Raw genomic sequence first — 19,205 nt, 5'->3', positions numbered from 1 at the left:
CCACCGCGTCATCGTTCATCGCGAGCGGGCTCACTCCCACAGGGTCCTGCGCTGGCCCATCGATTTCGCGAACGACCCGAAATCCTGTGGGAGCGAGCCTGCTCGCGAATGGTGTCTGGCTGCCAAACCAGCATTGCCTGACCCACCGCCATCGCTGGCAAGCCAGCTCCCACAGGTTTTATGTCGCTCACAAGTTCTGTGAGCGCCGCAGTAACCTGTGGGAGTCTGGCTTGCCAGCGATGAGGCCGTAGTGGCGGTGAAGCTCAACCCGCCAACTCAACCTTGCGCACCCGCGCCCATTCCTCGACCAATCGCGCCGGCGTGCCGCAGGCCTTGCGCTTGTAGACGAAGTGGCTGCACTTCTCGGCAAACTGATTGCGGTTGTAGAGCATGTCTTCCTGCATCTCTTGCAGTTCGCTTTCCCGACATTGCTGGATCAGCACCTGATCAACCCGCAACTTGCGCTCGCGCACGGCAGCGTAGGTCGGGTCGGTCAGTGCCGCGTTGGCCCGTTGCAGCAACCACAAGGAAAACTCATCCGGGCAGCGCGGGCCGATTTCCTGGACCATGCCCAGCTGCAGCGCCTGCGTGGCACTGACCGGCAGGCAGGCCTGGGTCAGTTGCTCGGCCATCGCCGGGCCGACGGCGCGCGGCAGGCTGTAGGTCCAGTATTCCGAGCCATACAGGCCCATGCTCTTGTAATGCGGATTGAGCACGATGTCCGCGCGGGCAAACACGATGTCAGCAGCCAGTGCGAGCATCACGCCGCCAGCCCCGGCATTGCCGGTCACGCCGCTGACCACCAGTTGCCGCGCGCTGAGCAGTTCGGCGCAGACATCGTCGATTGCCTGAATATTCGCCCAGGCTTCAGCGCCCGGGTCCTGCGCCGCCTGGATCACGTTCAGGTGCACGCCGTTGGAGAAGCTGCCGCGCCCGCCCTTGATCAACAGCACGCGAGTGTCCCGAGACTTGGCCCAGCGCAGCGCTTCAACCATGCGCTGGCACTGTTCGGTGCTCATCGCGCCGTTGTAGAACTCGAAAGTCAGCTCGCCGACATGCCCGGATTCGCGGTAGCGGATCGGCTGATAGGCCTCGTCGTTGAACGGCTCGCTGGCGATCGACCAGTCGAGGGTCGGCACGCCGTCCAGTTGCCCGGCCAGCACATGCCGCGCCGGTTGCTTGAAGGTCTCTTCGCCGGGCAGTGGTTTGCGTCGCAACGAGCCGATCCACAGGCTGTGATCGCCGGTGGCGACCAGCACCGCGTCGTCATGCACCGCGAGGATCTTGCCGGGAATGCCGGTGCGCTGATCGAGGTGCGCGTCGTACACGTAATACTGCCCGCCGGCCAGGCTTGCCAAGACCCCGGGCTGGCCGTCAGCGGCGTCGATGCAGCGTTTGATGAAGCGCGAGCAGTCGTGCCAGCTGAAGGTGCGGTCGTCCTGCTTCATGTTTGGCTGCAAGCGCCCCCGGACTTTTGGGTCGGTGTAATCCAGTGCGACCGGAACGAAGCCGTCGATGAACTTCTCGACCACTTCGCGAATGCAGCGAATCGCCGCATCGCTGACCCGCCCGTTGTACAGCTCGGACTTGCGCAAGCCCGACGGCAGATTGAATTCGCAGGTGGCCCAGACCGGGCCGGCGTCCATTTCTTCCACCGCTTGCAGCGCGGTCACGCCCCAGCGTGTGAGTTCGTTGGTGATCGCCCAGTCCAGCGCGCTGGCACCACGATCGCCGACGATGCCCGGGTGGATGATCACCACCGGGCGCCGCGCATTGCTCCACAACGCCTGCGGTACGCGGTCCTTGAGGAACGGGCAGATCACCAGATCGGCGCCGCTGTGTTCGATCTGTTCGCACACCGACGCCTCGTCGGTGAACACCACGACGCTGGGCGAGTGCCCGGCCTGACGCAGTTCCAGCCAGGCACGTTGGGTCAGGCCGTTGAAGGCCGATGACAGCAGAATAATCTTCAGTGATCGCATGGTTTTCTTCCTTGAAGGGATAGCCGCGGGCTCCCGGTGAGCCGTCCTTGGCGTTCGATGAAGCGCGCAGATTAGAGAGTGGCTGCGCGCTGGCAACTGATCAGGGTCAACGTTGTGTCAGTCAATATTTCTGCGGCGACGGAGCGCCTTATTCTCAAAGGTTTGCTTATCCTGATTTTTAATTACTTCAAATGTCCGCAACGCTATTGCACAGTCGCGCCTGATCAAGAGCCGGACGATCCCGGCAGAACGATGGTTTTTCGCAGCGGGTGGGACCCGTTTCAGGGAGCAAGGCATGGGTGATGTTCAGAACCCGCATTACCGGATGATTGGGCACATGTTCCAAAAGGACTATCGCTGGCTGTGCGCCGCCGTTGGCCGCACGCTGGGTTGCCCGCACAGCGCACAGGACATCGCCTCGGAAACCTTTTTACGGGTGCTGGCCTTGCCGGACCCGAGCGCCATTCGCGAGCCGCGGGCGCTGCTGACCACCATCGCCCGGCGGCTGGTCTATGAAGGCTGGCGCCGCCAGGACCTGGAACGCGCCTATCTGGAAAGCCTGGCGCTGGCGCCGGAACCGGTGCATCCATCACCGGAAGAACGCGCACTGGTGATCGAGGCGCTGCTGGCGGTCGATCGCTTGCTCAATGGCTTGTCGGCCAAGGCCAAAGCCGCGTTTCTCTACCATCAGCTCGACGGTTTGACCTACAGCGAAATCGGCGAACGGCTGGGGGTTTCCACCAGCCGGGTGCAGCAGTACATGGTCGAGGCCTTCAAGCGTTGCTATCAGGCGATGCAGGCATGAGGCCGGACGAAGCGGTGATCGACGAGGCGGCGCAGTGGATGGCGCTGTTGCAGTCCGGCGAGGCCAGCGCTGGCGAGCGTGCGGCGTTCGAAGCGTGGCGCGCGGCTGACCCGAGGCACCAGCGGATCATCGAGCAAATGGGCGGCGGCCTTAACCTGCTGCGTAATCCGACCTTGCGCGGGCTGCCGCGCAACAGTCTGCTGCACAGCCTGAATGCGCCGTCGAGCCGGCGGCGCTTTGTCAGTGGCAGCTTGAGCGTGCTCGGCATCGCGGTGCTGGCCGGTCTGCTCGGGCGCCGCTATGGCTGGCTGCCGGAAGTGGGGGAGTTGGCGACCGGCACCGGCGAGCGGCGCGATTTCACCCTGGAGGATGGCAGTGCGCTGAGCCTGAATGCGCGGACGCGGGTGGTGGCGCGATTCGATGCGACTCAACGCTTGCTGGCGTTGCGCTCGGGTGAGTTGCTGGTGGACGTCGCCAAGGATCCCGCGCGGCCGTTCGTGGTCGAGACCGAACATGGGCGGATGCGGGCGCTAGGGACGAAATTTCTGGTGCAACAGGGCGACGATTCTACGCGGCTGGTGATGCTGCATTCGCAGGTCGAAGCGGTCACTGCCGGCGGTGCGCGGCAAGTGGTGGAGGCGGGGGAAAGTCTGCTGTTCAACGCCCAGGACATTCTCGCCCTCGAACGCAGCAACGGTCAGGAAAGCGCATGGGTGCAAGGTCGTCTGGAAGTGCGCGACCGGCCGCTGAGTGAAGTGATCGACAGCCTGCGCCGCTACCGCCGGGGCATTCTGCACCTGAGTCCCGAAGTGGCCGATCTGCGCCTGAGCGGCCTCTATCCGCTCGATGACAGTGACCGCACCCTGCAACTGCTGGAGCGCTCGCTGCCGATCCGCGTCACTTGGCACAACCCCTATTGGGTCAGCATCGGCGCGCGGTTATAGCGTCATAACTTCTTGGCCTAATCGCCGCCCTATAAAAAGCGCCGGCCCGCTGCTCATTCCCTGCAGACGCCTTCAACAGGGAAGCCCTTGATGATTTCATTCAAACAACAATTACCGCGCCTGACCCTCGCCGCCGCACTGGCGATGGGGCTGGGGCCGATCGCGGTGTATGCGCAGGATTCTGCGGCCCAGGTCTACACCTTCGACATCGCCAGCGGCCCGCTGGATGAGGTCTTGCTGGATATCTCACGCCAGACCGGCGTGCCGATTTCCTTCAGTCAGAATCTGGTGCAAGGCAAACGCAGCAGTGCCGTGCGCGGTGCGTTGGGCGGGCGTCAGGCCGTCGAGAAGGCCTTGCTCGGCAGCGGCCTGCAAGTCGAGCAAAGTGCCCAGGGCCTGAGCGTGCGTGAAGGCGCGGCGAGCACACCGGTGGCGGCCAAAGTCAGTGCCGTGGCCCCGGCGACCAGCGCCGATTACCGCATGGAAAAAGTCACCGTCACCGGCTCGCGAATCGCCCGTGCACAGAGTGATGGCGCGACCCCGGTCAACGTCATCACCCATGAAGAAATGGAAGCGCGCGGCTACAAGAACGTCTACGACGCCTTGGCAACGCAGACGCAAAACACCGGCATGACCCAGGGCGAGGACTACGGCAACACCTGGCAGCCAGCAGCCAGCGCAATCAACCTGCGTGGCCTCGGCCCCAATCACACGCTGGTGCTGATCAACGGCCGGCGCGTCGCCGATTACCCGACGCCATACGATGGCAAGGTCAACTTCACCAACCTGGCGAACATTCCCTCGGCAGTCATCGAACGTATCGAAATTCTCAGCAGCGGCGCCTCGGCGATCTACGGTTCGGACGCAATTGCCGGCGTGGTCAACATCATCCTCAAGAAGCAGATCAATGGCATCGACGTCAATCTCAAGGGCGGCACCAGCGAGCGCGGCGGTGGCGACAATCAGCGCCTGCAAATCAGCGGCGGTGGCAGTTGGGGTGACTTCGACGGCTTGTTCGGCCTGGAGCTGACCAACCGCGATCCGATCTGGGCCGACGATCGCGGCTTCATGCAGAGCGGCCCGCTGGCGGATGTCGGTTACCGTCGCGACCTGAGCAACAACCGCTACCTCGGCCCCGGTTGCGGCGCCTATCAAGGCACTTTCGATAACAAGCTGCTGAACAACGCGGGTCGTTGCCGCACCGATCAGATGTACAACGATTACTGGACGATCCAGACGCAAAAGGAAAACTACGACGGCTACACCCGCGGCACCTGGCACTTCAGCGACAGCGGTCAGGTGTTTGCCGACTTGATGTATGGCCTCGATCACATCCAGAACAACACCCGTGGCCCGACTTTTACTTCGCCGGACTTCATCAACCAGAACAGCGGCAATCTTGAGCGCTGGTATCGCCGTTACGGTGAAGAGGAAATCGGTGGTCGCACCAGCAACAACAGCAAGTGGACCGACACTTCATGGACCGGCACCCTCGGCCTCTCGGACAAGATCGCCGACACCGGCTGGAGCTATGATCTGGCGGCCAACCGCTCGGAATATCGCAGTGTTCGCACCACGCGCTACACGCCGCTGTCATCGATTCAGGATTTCTACCTCGGCCCGCAATTGGGCGTGAGTGGCGGTTATCCGGTGTTCGCCCCGGACGCCTCGCGCCTCGATCGCCCGCTGACGCCACAAGAGTGGGAGCAGTTTCGCAGCAACCTGACCCAGCGCAGCAAGTCGGTTTCCACCAGCTACAACGCCTCGATCAATGGCGACTTGTTTGACCTGCCGGCCGGCCCGGTGGGATTTGCCGGCGTGCTGGAAGCGGGCAAGCAGGAATATCGCGTCGACCCGGATGACGCTCTGAATAACGGCACCTTTTATGGCGTGAGCCCGGCGCAAAGCTCCGGCGGTTCGCGCAAGCGCTACGCGGCGGGCGGCGAGTTCAGTATTCCGGTCACCGACACCGTGCTGGCCACCGCCGCCGGGCGTTGGGACCAATACAAATTCAGCGGCCGCAGCGAGCAGCAGAAAACCTATAACCTCGGCCTCGAATGGCGCCCGATCACCAGTCTTTTGCTGCGCGGCAGTTACGGCACCAGTTTCCGTGCACCGGACCTGAACTACATCTACCAGTCCGACAGCAACGGTTACTACCCGGCGCAGATCGACTACTACGGCTGCAGCCAGGGCGTGCAGGGCGCGTGTGATCGTGGGCGGGTCGACTACACCCAGAGCGGCACCCCGGATCTTGAGTCCGAGCGCGGCAAATCCTGGACCTATGGGTTTGTCTGGTCGCCGTCGCGCAATTTCGATTTCTCCACCGATTTCTGGCGGGTCGAGATCGATGACCTGCTGACCACCGTCGACGAAAATCGCCTGTTGCAGCAAGAGAACGAATGCCGCAACGGCACCCAGGACATCAATTCGGCCAACTGCCAATCGACCCTGGCACGCATCGACCGCAACCCGGGCACTGCGGCGATTGACCCCAACCAGTTGCAACGGGTGCGGGTCAACGCGATCAACGCCGCCAGCGAGCGGGTCAGCGGTCTGGACTTCAAGAGCAACATCCGCTGGGGCGCCGGTCAGTACGGGGCGTTCAGTTCGGCGCTGGGCTACACCCTGGTGCTATCGCATTACTACAAGGAGTCGGACGAAGCACCGACTCAGGACTGGCGCACCTCGCGCACCAACTACGACTGGCGCAGCAAGGTCAACGCCAGCCTGACCTGGGATTACCAGAAGGCCACGGCGACGCTGATGGGCATTCGCTACGGCTCCGTGACCAACGGCGCGGGTGACGGGCGCCTGTCGCCGTGGGCGGTGTTCAACGCCAGTGCGCGATACAAGCTCAATGACCGCGCCAGCGTCGGCCTGACCGTGAACAACGTGCTCAACCAGATCAAACACGATGACTCGGCTGGCTGGCCGTATTACCCGACCGGTAACTATGACCCGTACGGGCGGCAGTGGTGGCTGGATGTGAGTTATCACTTCGGCAGTTGAGCGCGCGGTATTCGTGGGTAATGTCCTACGGAAACAGGTCTGGATTTCGCAGAAGCGGGGATATTTCCGACGACATTCTCAGGTTGGTCGTCGGAAGTGCGATCTATAGCATCGGACATGACATTGAAGTCGTAAACGGCTTGGACGCTCAGGCCTCTGATAACGGATGGATTATGCGAACTCCCCACCTCGAATACGAAACGCCTGCTTATTCCCATCGCCTTCACTGGCGCACCGATCGTGCCAGATGCCCCATGGAGGAGGTCACGATGCCCAGCGTCAAGGTACCCCGGCTGACGGGGGTGAAGAGGGCCGAGGGCAGACCTGTCGACTTGCTCGTGAATGGCCGGAACATAGGTGACGATGCCTTTCTGATCGTTGACCTGACCGACGAAGGTTTTGAGCTGAACGATGTCGTCAACATGCTTTCAACCTCTGAGCTTTATCTGCAAGGCGACATGGTCAAACGCATCACCGGCAAGTCGGTCAGCACCGTACGCCGGTTACTGAAGGAAGGTAAAAAGGTACGGCTTGACCCGCAGCAGAGCGTCGTCGCCTACCAATATGCCTTGGTGCTGGAAAAGGCCACTCGCGCCTTCGGGAGGCAGTCACGGGCCGAGGAGTGGCTGCGCAAGCCCAGCACCTACCTGAACGGTCGCGTACCGGTGGAGTTTATTCGGCATTCACTGGGGTTTCAGATGGTGGAGCAGTATCTGGGGCAACTGATATACGGGGTTTACACATGAATCCCTTGCCCTGGGACGAGCACTGGTATGCCTGGCGGCTGGACCCCGAGGTTTATGGCGGGACGTGGGACAGCGGGATGGGTTCGAATCTCAATGGTGGCCGATGGAACATACCCGGGCGGCGAGTCGTTTATGCATCAGTCGATCCGTCGTCGGCCATTCTGGAGGTGGCAGCCAATCACAGCTTTGATGCGCTGGACAGTGAACCTTATGTGCTCACGTGTTTTGAGGTCGTCAGCGAAGCAAAAGTGAAAATCGTCCAGCCGGAGGATGTGCCGAATCCTTATTGGTTGAGCCCCGCCAAGCCTTCCCCCAATCAACAATTGTTCGCCGATGCGTTGTTGGCAGAGCATCCGTTTGTACTGATCCCTTCGGCGGCAACCCGGCACTCGTGGAATCTGCTGGTGAGCTGCGAATTGGCGGAAGGGCAGTTCAGGATGGTTTCCCAGGAGCGATTCGGGCTGGATACACGGTTGCTGAGGGAGATGGAGCTGGCTTGATCCACACGTGCCATTTTTTGCATAACCTCATCACCCAACGGTCTAAATCGAGCTCTATAAAACCCTGCTGTCCATTGCACATCCCTGCATAAACCAAAACGCAGGGATGGCTGTTCATGATCCATTTTTCACCCGTTAGATCCCGTTTGAGCCTGGCCTTGCTGCTGGCGATCAATACCTTGCCGGCAGTCGCTAGCGACGAACCCACGACCCAGTTGCAACGGGTGGAAGTCACCGGCACGGCGATTCGCCGGGTAGATGCGGAAACCGCGGTGCCGGTCACCATTCTGCGAGTTGAAGAACTGCGCGAGCAGGGGGTGAGCACCACCGAAGAACTGGTCAGCCGGATTTCCGCCAACCAGTCCTCGGTCGGCTCCGGTCGTTCGGTGGGTTCGAGCAGCGGCGGGGCGTCGTATGCCGATTTGCGCGGCATCGGCCCGAACAAGACGCTGGTACTGCTCAATGGCCGGCGGCTGAGTAACAACGCGACCAATGCGATCAATGGCTCCGGGGTTGACCTGAACACCATTCCGTTCGCCGCCATTGATCGCGTCGAAGTCCTGCGTGACGGCGCTTCGGCGTTGTACGGCACCGATGCGATCGGCGGGGTGATCAACTTCATCACCAAGACCAGCCTCACCGAAGGCCAACTGAGCACCAACTACGACACGCCGACCCATGCCGGCGGTGGGGAAAGTCGTAACTTCAGCGGCAGCTGGGGTTTTGGCGATTTGCAGGATGACCGTTTCAACGTATTCGGCGTGGTCAGTCATGACAAGCAGCAACGACTGGCTGCCGAAGACCGTGGTTACACCTACAACTATCAGCCGGGACGCGGCCTCGATTACACCTCCGGCACCGCATCGCCGGCCAACTGGAGTCAGGGCAGCAACGCCACCAATCCACTGGCCAGTTCCGCTTGCAATGCACCGGGGTTGCTGGCGCGCAATGGCATCTGCCGCCAGAGCCTGTGGAACTACCTCGATCTGGTGCCGGAAACCGAGAAGACCTCGGCTTTCGCCAAAGCCACCGGCAAGCTCGCGGATGATCACAACGTCAGCCTCGAATACTTCTGGGCACGCAATGAAAACCGCACGCAGATCGGCCCCGGTACGCTGATGGGCAATCAGGTCAATCCCGGCACGACGTTCTATCCCGGTAACGGCATTACTCCCGGCCCCAACGGTTTCGCCCTCGACCCGACGCAACCGGTGGATGTGAACTGGCGCGAAACCGCCGTAGGCGCGCGTCAGCATGAAGACGACAACACCGGCCAGCGTTTGCTGTTGAGCTTCGATGGCAGCGTGGTTGGGTGGGACTACAACGTCGGCGCGTCGTACAACCAGAACAAAGTGGTCAATGCCATCGAGGCCGGCTACGTCAATGACCGCGCCGTCAGCGCCGGTATTGCCAATGGCATCATCAACCCGTTTGGCGCGCAGACCGCTGCCGGGCAGGCGCTGCTGGCGGCCAATGCGGTGGACGGCGATTACTCGACGGCAGTGGGGCGGGTGAAGGCGATTGACGGGCGTGTCAGCCGCGAGATCGGTGACTGGTTCGGCGCCGGCCCTTCGGCACTGGCGCTGGGTGGCGAATACCGCAAGGAAGATTTCCATCAGGACTTCGCCCAGTTCGCCGCCGATGTGCAGAGCCTGGGTGTCGACCCGAATGCCAGCGTCGCCGGGGATCGCAGCGTCTCGGCGCAGTACGCCGAGGTCAACGTACCAGTGCTCGACAGCCTGGAATTGTCCGCCGCCGTGCGCCACGACAAGTACAGCGACTTCGGCAGCACCACCAACCCGAAGTACTCGTTCCGCTTCCAACCGTTCAAGGAACTGGTGGTGCGCGGCGCCTACAGTGAAGGTTTTCGCGCGCCGTCGTTGTATGAGCTGTACAACCCGAACTTCACCACGTTCACCGTCGCCAACTACAACGACCCGCGACTGTGTGCCGGTGGCAACCCGAGCAACGGCGGGATCGCCAACCGCGACTGCGCCCAGCAGTTTTACAGCCGCACCGGTGGCAATACGGACCTCAGTCCGGAAACCGCGCGCAACGTCACCCTCGGTTTCGTCTATCAACCATTCGAGCGTCTGAGCACCGGGCTGGATTTCTGGTGGATCAACATCGCCAACCAGATCGCCGAATTCCCGGAATCGGCGGTGTTCGAGAACCCGGAGCTGTACCCCGAGCGCCTGGTGCGCAAGCCGGACGGCTCCATTGATCACATCGTCACCGGGCTGGCCAACCTCGGCAAGATCAAGACCAATGGCGTCGACGTCAGCTTCGACTACCGTTTGCCGAGCACTCCGTACGGCAACTTCGGCATCGGCCTGCAAGGCACCTATGTCAGCCGTTACGAGTACCAGCAGCAGCTCAAGGGCGACTACATCGACAAGCTCGGCGATTTCCGTGGGGGCGACTTTTCCTCGGCCGGTGCCGTGGCCCGCTGGCGCCACAGCCTGACCGGCAGCTGGAATTACGGCCCCTACGGTATCGCCCTGACCAACCGCTACACCAGCGGTTACCACGACTCCGACCGCGAGACCCACGATTACGTTGGCTCGTACAACGTCTGGGATCTGGCCGGCACCTACACCTGGCGCAAAACCCTCAGCGTGACCCTCGGCGCGAAGAACCTGTTCGACCGCGAGCCACCGTTCAGCAACCAGACCTACACCTTCCAGAGCGGCTACGACCCGAAATACGGCGACCCGTTCGGGCGGACGTTGTACACGCGGGTCAATTACAAGTTCTGAGAATGCCCAGAGGCGGCGGGTTTTAGTCACTTATTGATCTAAGCCTGCCCTATAAAAATCGCCGGCCTGTTGCACATCACAGGTAGGCAGAAGGTTTGGTGACTGTACTGGCCTCTTCGCGAGCAAGCCCGCTCCCAGGGGGAATCTGCGGTGAGCACAACTTCCTTGTGGGAGCGGGCTTGCTCGCGAAGAGGCCAGTAGCAACACCTTGTGAAAGGATCTGCCAATGCTATCCAGGCTCATTCTGCTCAGCGCTTTTGCGCTCTCAAGCCCATTCAGTTCGGCCGCCCCGCAACCTGCGTTAACGGTCTACGGCGAAGCCCCCAAATATGCCCCGGACTTTCAACACCTGGCCTACGCCAACCCCAACGCCCCCAAGGGCGGGACGCTGCGCCGCTCCTCACTGGAAAGCGGCCCGTTCGATCACCTGATTCCGTACATCGACAAAGGCACCGGCGTCGCCGACATCGACGGCTGGCTCTACGCGCCGCTGGCCTATCGCAGCAAGGACGAACCCTATAGCGTCTACGGTCTGGTGGCGCAGCAGATGGAACTGGATGCGGATCGCCGCTGGTTGCGCTTCTACCTCAATCCCGAGGCCCGGTTCGACGACGGCACGCCAATCACTGCCGAAGACGTGCGTTACACCTTCGAGCTCTTCACCACTCAGGGCAGCCTCAAATATCGCCAGCAGTTTCGTGACGTCGCCGAAGTGCTGGTGGAGTCACCGACGCAAGTGCGCTTCAACTTCAAGAACAACGACAGCCGTACCTTGCCGCTGGATCTGGCGACGCTGCCGGTGCTGCCCGAACATTGGTGGCGTACGCGCAATTTCGCCGAGGGCGCCGGTTTCGAAATCCCGCCGGGCAGTGGCCCGTACCGGATCAGCGCCGTGGATGCCGGGCGCAGCGTGAAATTCCAGCGTGTTGCCGACTGGTGGGCCAAGGATCTGCCGATCACTCGCGGCCTCTATAACTTCGATCACTTGAGCGTGGAGTTCTTCGCCGACACCGATGTTTCCCGGCAAGTGCTCAAGGCCGGTGGCTTCGATTACAACCGCGAGTTTTCCGCGACCAGCTACACCATCGGCTATGCCGGCGCGGCGCTGGAGCAGGGCAAATTGCTTCGCGAACATCTGGCGCCGGGTGCTGCGCAAGGTTCGCAGGGTTTCGTGTTCAACCTGCAAAAGCCGATGTTTCAGGATCGTCGGGTGCGGCAGGCGATCGCCATGCTCTGGGATTTCGAATGGAGCAACCGGCAAATGATGCGCAGCATGTACCTGCGCCAGCGCAGTTACTTCTCGCACAGTGCGTTGTCGGCCACCGAGTTACCGGATACCGAGGAGCTGAAAATCCTCGAGCCGTGGCGCGGCAAGATCCCCGACGAGGTGTTTACCCAAGTCTTCGAAGCGCCGAAAACCGACGGCAGCGGCAACATCCGCGCCGAGCAGTTGCAAGCGTTGAAGCTGCTGGAAGCCGCCGGCTGGAAACCCCGTGGTGATCAGTTGGTGAATGCCAATGGCGAGCCGCTGCAGTTCACTTTTCTCAACGGTCAGAAGGGCTTTGAACGGCTGCTGCTGCCGTTCAAGCGCAACCTGGCGCAGATCGGTATCGGCTTCGATATTCGCCAGGTCGACACCGCGCAATACACCAACCGCGTGCGCAACCGCGACTACGACATGATCGTGGTCGGCTACCCGGTGAGTCAGGCGCCGGGGCGCGAGATGTTCAATTACTTTGGCTCCGACGGCGCCGACGATCCCGGCTCGAACAACTACATGGTGCTGCGTGATCCTGCGGTCGATGCCTTGCTTGAAGGGCTGGTGCAGGCCGACAACCGCGAAAGCCTGCTGCGCCATGCCCATGCCCTGGATCGGGTGTTGCAGTGGGGCTATTACTGGATTCCCAATTACTACCCACCGGGAATTTCCACGGTGTGGTGGAACCGTTTTGGTCGTCCGGCGACTGCGCCGTTGTATGACGCCGGACTCGATACCTGGTGGGAAATCAGCCCGACCGCGCTGACCGCCACGCAGATGCAGCAACAGCAAAAGGAGTACGCCCATGTTGGGTTATAGCCTGCGGCGTCTGCTGCTGATCGTGCCGACGTTGCTCGCCATTCTGCTGGTCAACTTCGTCATCGTGCAGGCCGCGCCGGGTGGCCCGGTGGAACAGGCGATCGCGCGGTTGCAGGGCATTGGTGTCGGCGCGGCGGTGGGCGGTGGTCATGTTGAAACCATCGGTGGCGAATCCCGCGCCACCCGGGGGCTCGACCCGAAACTGGTGGCCGACATCGAGCGTCAGTACGGCTTCGATAAACCGGCCGGTGAGCGCCTGTGGCTGATGCTCAAAAGCTACGCGCAACTGGATTTCGGCCAGAGCTTTTTCCGCGGTGCCAGCGTCACCGAGCTGATCTGGCAGAAGCTGCCAGTGACCTTGTCACTGGGCTTGTGGGCCACGTTGATCACTTACCTGGTGTCGATTCCGCTGGGCATTCGCAAGGCCGTGCACAACGGTTCGGCGTTCGATGTCTGGAGCAGCGTGGCGATCATCGTCGGCTACGCGATGCCGGGGTTTCTGTTTGCGCTGCTGCTGATCATCGTGTTTGCCGGCGGCAGCGCGCTGGACTGGTTTCCGGTACGCGGACTGGTCTCCGACAACTTCGCCGACCTGTCGCCGTGGGGCAAGGTTGCCGATTACTTCTGGCATCTGGTGTTGCCGGTCACCGCGCTGGTGATCGGCGGATTCGCTACGCTGACCATCCTCACCAAAAACAGCTTTCTCAACGAGATCTCGCGGCTGTATGTGGTGACGGCGCGGGCCAAGGGCCTGAGTGAACGTCAGGTGCTGTACGGCCATGTGTTTCGCAACGCGATGCTGCTGGTGGTGGCCGGCCTGCCTCAGGCACTGGTGACGGTGTTTTTCGGCGGCTCGCTGCTGATCGAAGTGATCTTCTCGCTGGATGGCCTCGGTCGCCTGAGTTACGAAGCGGCGGTGTCCCGCGATTACCCGGTGGTGTTCGGTTCGCTGTTCATCTTCACCCTGTTCGGCCTGCTGATAAAACTCCTCGGCGACCTGTGCTACACGCTGGTCGACCCGCGCATCGACTTCACCGCGAGGACTGCCTGATGCTGACCTTATCTCCCATAGGACAGCGCCGTTGGGCGCGGTTCAAGGCGCATCGACGTGGCTGGTGGTCACTGTGGCTGTTCCTGCTGCTGTTTGGCCTGAGCCTGGGCGGCGAGCTGATCGCCAATGACAAGCCGCTGCTGGTCGAGTATCAGGGCCAGTGGTATTTCCCGGCGTTCAAGCGCTACACCGAACAGGATTTCGCCGGCGAACTGCCGTTCCAGCCGGACTATCGCAGCGCGCAGGTGCGGCAACTGATCGAGGGGCAGGGCGGGCGGATGTGGTTTGCGCCGATCCCGTTCGGTTTCGATACGGTGAATTACGACCTGACTGAACCGGCACCGAGTCCACCGAGCGCCGAGAACTGGCTGGGCACCGACGATCAGGCGCGGGATGTGCTGGCGCGGGTGATCTTCGGTACGCGGGTGTCGCTGCTGTTTGCCTTGGCACTGACCGCCGCCAGTGCGCTGATCGGCATTGCGGCCGGTGCCTTGCAAGGCTATTACGGTGGCTGGGTCGATCTGCTCGGGCAGCGGTTGCTGGAAGTGTGGTCGGGGCTGCCGGTGTTGTATCTGCTGATTATTCTGTCCGGGTTCGTCGAGCCGAATTTCTGGTGGTTGCTGGGGATCATGGCGCTGTTTTCCTGGCTGAGTCTGGTCGATGTGGTGCGCGCCGAGTTCCTGCGCAGCCGCGGTCTGGAATACGTGAAAGCCGCGCGGGCGCTGGGTGTCAGCGACGCGCAGGTGATCAGTCGGCACATCCTGCCCAACGCCATGAGCGCGACCCTGACCTATCTGCCGTTCATTCTCACCGGGGCGATCGCGACCTTGTCGGCGCTGGATTTTCTCGGTTTCGGCATGCCCGCCGGCAGCGCCTCGCTGGGCGAACTGATCGGCCAAGGCAAGAGCAATCTGCAAGCGCCGTGGTTGGGGCTGACGGCGTTTTTTGCCTTGGCGCTGATTCTTTCTCTATTGGTGTTCATCGGTGAGGCCTGCCGAGATGCTTATGATCCGAGGGCTTGAGATGAGCGATAACCTGATTGAAATCCGCGACCTGCGTGTGGCATTCAACGGCCAGCCTGTGGTGCATGGCATCGACCTCGATATTCGTCCGGGCGAATGCCTGGCGCTGGTCGGGGAGTCTGGCTCCGGCAAATCGGTGACCGCCCACAGCATTCTGCAATTGCTTGACCCGAACATCACGCGGATCGACGGCAGCATTCGTTATGCCGGTGAAGAGCTGCTCGGTGTGCATGAGCGCTATCTGCGCCAGTTACGGGGCAACCGCATCGCGATGATTTTTCAGGAGCCGATGAGCTCGCTGAATCCGCTGCACACGATCGAGCGGCAACTCGGTGAGAGCCTGGCGCTGCACAAAGGCCTGGCCGGCGCGCAAGCCCGTGAACGGATGCTTGAACTGCTCGAACTGGTGGGGATTCAGAAACCGCGCGAACGGCTCAAGGCCTATCCGCATCAACTCTCCGGAGGTCAACGCCAACGGGTGATGATCGCCATGGCGCTGGCCTGCGAGCCGCAACTGCTGATCGCCGACGAGCCGACCACGGCGCTGGATGTGACGGTGCAGCGCAGGATTCTGTTGCTGCTCAAAGACTTGCAGCAGCGCCTGGGCATGGCGCTGCTGATCATCAGCCATGACCTGAATCTGGTGCGCACCATTGCGCAGCGGGTGGCGGTGATGCGCAGTGGGCGGATCGTCGAGCAGGCGTCGTGCGAGCAGCTGTTCCGTGCGCCGCAGCATCCGTACAGCATCGAATTGCTCAATGCGGAGCCGGGGGGTGAAGCGCTGCGTCGAGATGTGGCGCAGGACTTGTTGCAGGTGCGCGGTCTGAAGGTGCGTTTTCTTCTGAGCGGCGGTTGGCTGCGGCGCAAAACCTGGCTGGACGCGGTGAAGGGCATCGATCTGAATCTGCAGCGCGGCAAAACGCTGGGGATTGTCGGCGAGTCGGGCTCGGGCAAGTCGACCTTGGGTCAGGCGATTTTGCGCCTGATCGACGCCGAGGGCAGCATTCGCTTTGCCGGTGAGACGCTGGAGCAGTTGAGCGGCAAGCAACTGCGGCCACTGCGCAAACGCCTGCAAGTGGTGTTTCAGGACCCGTTCGGCAGCCTCAGCCCGCGCCGGTGTGTGGCGCAGATCATTGCCGAGGGCTTGCAGGTACACAGCGACTTGAATGCTGCCGAGCGTGAGCAGGCGGTGATTGATGTGCTGCGCGAAGTCGGTCTCGATCCGGCGACCCGACATCGCTATCCGCACGAGTTCTCCGGTGGCCAGCGGCAACGGATCGCCATCGCTCGGGCGCTGGTGCTCAAGCCTGATTTGATTCTGCTCGATGAGCCGACCTCGGCACTGGATCGCACGGTGCAGAAGCAGATCGTTGCTTTATTGCGGCGGCTGCAGGAAGAGCACGGGCTGACTTACCTGTTCATCAGTCATGACCTGGCGGTGGTACGGGCGTTGGCCCATGACCTGATTGTGATGAAGGATGGCGAAGTGTTGGAGCGTGGCGAGACCAGTGCGCTATTCAGCGATGCGCAGCATCCGTATACGCAGGAGCTGTTGGCGGCATCATTTGCTGGTTGATGACAGCTCCAATGTAGTAGAAGGTGCATGCCACGGTTTATGGTGCGCCACGTGACCAATGTGGGAGGGGGCTTGCTCCCGAAAGCGGTGTGACAGGCGGCAAAACTTGTGGCTGATCCGACGTCTTCGGGAGCAAGCCCCCTCCCACCTATGACCTGTTTATGACGAAACCTGGGAGTCAGACGCAAAAATCCCGCCACAGGGGCGGGATTTTCTTCAAACCGAACCAAGTCTTACGACGGGAACAGCTCGGACAGCTTCATCGACAGCATCATGTCGCCTTCAACGCGCAGTTTGCCGCCCATGAACGCTTGCATGCCGTCGGTTTCACCGCTGACGATGTCTTTCAGGGTTGCACTGTCCAGTACCAGGGTGCAGTTGGCGTCCGGGTTTTCACCTTCCTGGATGTCGCAAGTACCGTCTTTGACGATCAGCGCGTAGTGCTTGTCTTCGTCGGTGATGTTGAAACCGAAAACCAGATCCAGACCGGCAGCAGCGGCTGGGTTGAACTTGGCTTGCATCGCTTTTACGGCATCAGCTACGGAGGTCATGGTTCGATCCTTTCTTGGGTAATAGGCGCTGGTTGATTACAGCAAGGGTCACAATTATCCGGACTCAGCGGAAAGTGATGAGTTCCGGAGCCTTCAGCAGTTGCAGGTGTGCGTGACTGTTGAAGGAGGCCAAAGCCACCTCGCGACCGCGGAACTTCAGCTGGTTGAGCGAGGTGTTGACGATTTGCCAATTCAGTTCAAAGGCCTGCCGGGCAGGCATTTGGGTAATCAGGTGGAGCAGGGCGGTGATGGTGCCGCCGGAGGTGAACACGGCGATTTTCTGGTTGCCGTCGGCCTGTTCGAGGATCCGGTGCAGTCCGGCCTGTACCCGCTCGACGAAACCCAGCCAGCTTTCCAGCCCGGGGGTGTCGTAGGTGCCTGCCAGCCAGCGCTCGATGACCAGGGCGAAGATACGCTGGAATTCGGCGCGGTTCTGCGCCGCGTTGCGCAGGATGTCGATGGCTTCCGGCTCGTCCTCGAGCATGGCCGGGATCAGGGCGCGGATGATCGCGTCGGCATCGAACTCGTTGAACGCGGAGTCGGTCTCCAGCGTCGGTACCGACAGGCCCTTGGCGCTGAATTGCTCCAGCGCACTGCTGGCCGTGTGTTGCTGACGACGCAGGTCGCCGGCCAGGCAGCGATCAAAGCGGATTCCCAGCTCGGCGAGGTGCTGTCCGAGGACTTCTGCCTGGCGCACACCGATGGGCGACAGGACGTCATAATCGTCTGCACCAAAGGAGGCCTGGCCATGTCGAATCAGATAGATGCTGCCCACGTCCGCGTCATCCCGGTACGTTGAAGGTTTGGCGAGGTTATGAGGATGACGGAGTGCTGTCAATGAAAAAACATACGCTTGTTTGAAATGCTCGTTACAGGCCTGTTGCCAGAGGTTTCACGGCTGGCCGACGAGGCGGCGCATGGGTATGCTGGAACCATCCCGCGCGTGTTTTGCATCCGCGCATTGTTTTAAGGAGTCTCTGTGGAGTTTTTCACCGAATACGCCAGCTTCCTGGCCAAGACCGTAACGCTGGTGGTCGCCATCCTGGTGGTGCTCGCCAGTTTTGCTGCATTGCGCAGCAAGGGCCGGCGCAAGTCGGCGGGGCAACTGCAGGTCAGCAAGCTCAACGATTTCTATAAAGGCTTGCGTGAACGTCTGGAGCAGACCCTGCTCGACAAGGATCAGCTCAAGGCCCTGCGCAAGGGCCAGGCCAAATCGGAAAAATCCGAGAAGAAGCAGAAGAACAAACCCGAGAGCAAATCCCGGGTGTTCGTGCTCGATTTCGACGGTGACATCAAGGCCTCGGCCACCGAGAGCCTGCGTCACGAAATCACCGCACTGCTGACCCTCGCCACGCCAAAGGACGAAGTGGTACTGCGTCTGGAAAGCGGCGGCGGCATGGTGCACAGCTACGGCCTGGCGTCTTCGCAACTGGCACGTATTCGCGAAGCCGGCGTGCCGTTGACCGTGTGTATCGACAAGGTCGCGGCCAGCGGCGGTTACATGATGGCGTGCATTGGCGAGAAGATCATCAGCGCGCCGTTCGCGATTCTCGGCTCGATTGGTGTGGTGGCGCAGTTGCCCAACGTCAACCGTCTGCTGAAAAAGCACGACATCGATTTTGAAGTGCTGACCGCCGGTGAGTACAAGCGCACCCTGACCGTGTTCGGCGAAAACACCGAAAAGGGCCGGGAGAAGTTCCAGGAAGACCTGGACATCACCCATCAGCTGTTCAAGAACTTCGTTTCCCGTTATCGCCCGCAACTGGCCATCGACGAAGTGGCCACCGGTGAGGTCTGGCTTGGTGTTGCAGCGCTGGACAAACAACTGGTCGACGAACTCAAGACCAGCGATGAATACCTGGCAGACCGGGCGAAGAAAGCCGAGGTTTATCACCTGCATTACGCCGAGCGCAAAAGCCTGCAGGAACGCATCGGCATGGCTGCCAGCGGTTCAGTGGATCGCGTGCTGCTGAGCTGGTGGAGCCGCTTGACCCAGCAACGCTTCTGGTAAGAAAAGGCCAAAGAAAAACCCCTTTCACCGTAACGGTGGAAGGGGTTTTTTTATGGTGGCGGTATATATGTATAGTTTGAGTTTGAATAGTTGATTCGAACTTGAAGTTTTTCATCGGCAATTCGCGCTTTTATAAAAAAGCCTGCTCGATAAGCTGTCGCTACTTTCA

General features: G+C 61.2%; 14 protein-coding genes. 11 read left to right on the top strand and 3 right to left on the bottom strand.

Annotated features, from left to right (window positions below; all coding sequences use genetic code 11):
• Window positions 1–263: 263 nt before the first annotated feature.
• Entirely contained in the window at window positions 264–1,982 is a 1,719-nt protein-coding gene (locus tag VLA07_RS19150) for a hydrogenase maturation protein (RefSeq protein ID WP_150368417.1), read from the bottom strand.
• 295 nt (window positions 1,983–2,277) lie between these two features.
• Here VLA07_RS19150 and VLA07_RS19145 point away from each other — a divergent pair, with 295 nt between their 5' ends.
• The 10 genes from VLA07_RS19145 (at window position 2,278) to VLA07_RS19100 (ending at window position 16,474) form a co-directional block, all read left to right on the top strand.
• Window positions 2,278–2,787: a sigma-70 family RNA polymerase sigma factor gene (locus tag VLA07_RS19145; RefSeq protein ID WP_027613691.1), complete on the top strand. Its 510-nt coding sequence runs from the start codon at window positions 2,278–2,280 to the stop codon at window positions 2,785–2,787.
• The gene (locus tag VLA07_RS19140) at window positions 2,784–3,731 is read left to right on the top strand and encodes a FecR domain-containing protein (protein ID WP_027613692.1); all 948 of its coding nucleotides are present in this window, start codon (window positions 2,784–2,786) and stop codon (window positions 3,729–3,731) included. The genes VLA07_RS19145 and VLA07_RS19140 overlap by 4 nt, the downstream gene beginning before the upstream one ends.
• Window positions 3,732–3,821: 90 nt before the next feature.
• Window positions 3,822–6,743: a TonB-dependent receptor gene (locus VLA07_RS19135; RefSeq protein ID WP_333990529.1), complete on the top strand. Its 2,922-nt coding sequence runs from the start codon at window positions 3,822–3,824 to the stop codon at window positions 6,741–6,743.
• A 269-nt stretch (window positions 6,744–7,012) separates the two neighbouring features.
• The gene (locus VLA07_RS19130; protein ID WP_330206076.1) at window positions 7,013–7,489 is read left to right on the top strand and encodes an MbcA/ParS/Xre antitoxin family protein; all 477 of its coding nucleotides are present in this window, start codon (window positions 7,013–7,015) and stop codon (window positions 7,487–7,489) included.
• Window positions 7,486–7,989 (top strand): RES family NAD+ phosphorylase, encoded by a 504-nt coding sequence (locus tag VLA07_RS19125; protein WP_027613695.1) that lies wholly within the window; start codon window positions 7,486–7,488, stop codon window positions 7,987–7,989. Before VLA07_RS19130 ends, VLA07_RS19125 begins: the two co-directional genes overlap by 4 nt.
• A gap of 116 nt (window positions 7,990–8,105) precedes the next feature.
• Complete coding sequence (locus tag VLA07_RS19120) at window positions 8,106–10,748, top strand: TonB-dependent receptor (RefSeq protein WP_333990527.1); 2,643 nt, start codon at window positions 8,106–8,108, stop codon at window positions 10,746–10,748.
• A 226-nt stretch (window positions 10,749–10,974) separates the two neighbouring features.
• Window positions 10,975–12,825 (top strand): extracellular solute-binding protein, encoded by a 1,851-nt coding sequence (locus tag VLA07_RS19115; RefSeq protein WP_333990524.1) that lies wholly within the window; start codon window positions 10,975–10,977, stop codon window positions 12,823–12,825.
• Window positions 12,812–13,876: a microcin C ABC transporter permease YejB gene (locus VLA07_RS19110; RefSeq protein ID WP_333990522.1), complete on the top strand. Its 1,065-nt coding sequence runs from the start codon at window positions 12,812–12,814 to the stop codon at window positions 13,874–13,876. The genes VLA07_RS19115 and VLA07_RS19110 overlap by 14 nt, the downstream gene beginning before the upstream one ends.
• Window positions 13,876–14,898 (top strand): ABC transporter permease, encoded by a 1,023-nt coding sequence (locus VLA07_RS19105; RefSeq protein WP_333990521.1) that lies wholly within the window; start codon window positions 13,876–13,878, stop codon window positions 14,896–14,898. Before VLA07_RS19110 ends, VLA07_RS19105 begins: the two co-directional genes overlap by 1 nt.
• A gap of 1 nt (window position 14,899) precedes the next feature.
• Window positions 14,900–16,474, top strand: coding sequence for an ABC transporter ATP-binding protein (locus VLA07_RS19100; RefSeq protein WP_333990519.1), 1,575 nt, complete (start codon window positions 14,900–14,902; stop codon window positions 16,472–16,474).
• A gap of 233 nt (window positions 16,475–16,707) precedes the next feature.
• Here the strand turns inward: VLA07_RS19100 and VLA07_RS19095 are convergent, their stop codons facing one another.
• Both VLA07_RS19095 and VLA07_RS19090 read right to left on the bottom strand, forming a co-directional pair.
• A complete protein-coding gene (locus tag VLA07_RS19095; RefSeq protein WP_027613701.1) occupies window positions 16,708–17,025 on the bottom strand; it encodes an SCP2 sterol-binding domain-containing protein in 318 nt (105 codons plus the stop codon).
• 64 nt (window positions 17,026–17,089) lie between these two features.
• A complete protein-coding gene (locus VLA07_RS19090) occupies window positions 17,090–17,800 on the bottom strand; it encodes a histidine phosphatase family protein (protein WP_027613702.1) in 711 nt (236 codons plus the stop codon).
• Window positions 17,801–18,004: 204 nt separating this feature from the next.
• Here VLA07_RS19090 and sohB point away from each other — a divergent pair, with 204 nt between their 5' ends.
• Window positions 18,005–19,036, top strand: a complete 1,032-nt coding sequence (sohB, locus tag VLA07_RS19085) for a protease SohB (protein WP_027613703.1) — start codon at window positions 18,005–18,007, stop codon at window positions 19,034–19,036.
• Window positions 19,037–19,205 lie beyond the last annotated feature (169 nt).

Source organism: Pseudomonas sp. S3(2024), assembly GCF_036861315.1.
GTDB classification, from domain to species: domain Bacteria; phylum Pseudomonadota; class Gammaproteobacteria; order Pseudomonadales; family Pseudomonadaceae; genus Aquipseudomonas; species Aquipseudomonas putida_A.
The sequence above is the reverse complement of the archived record's forward strand: the minus strand, read 5'-3'. Positions and strand labels throughout refer to the sequence as shown.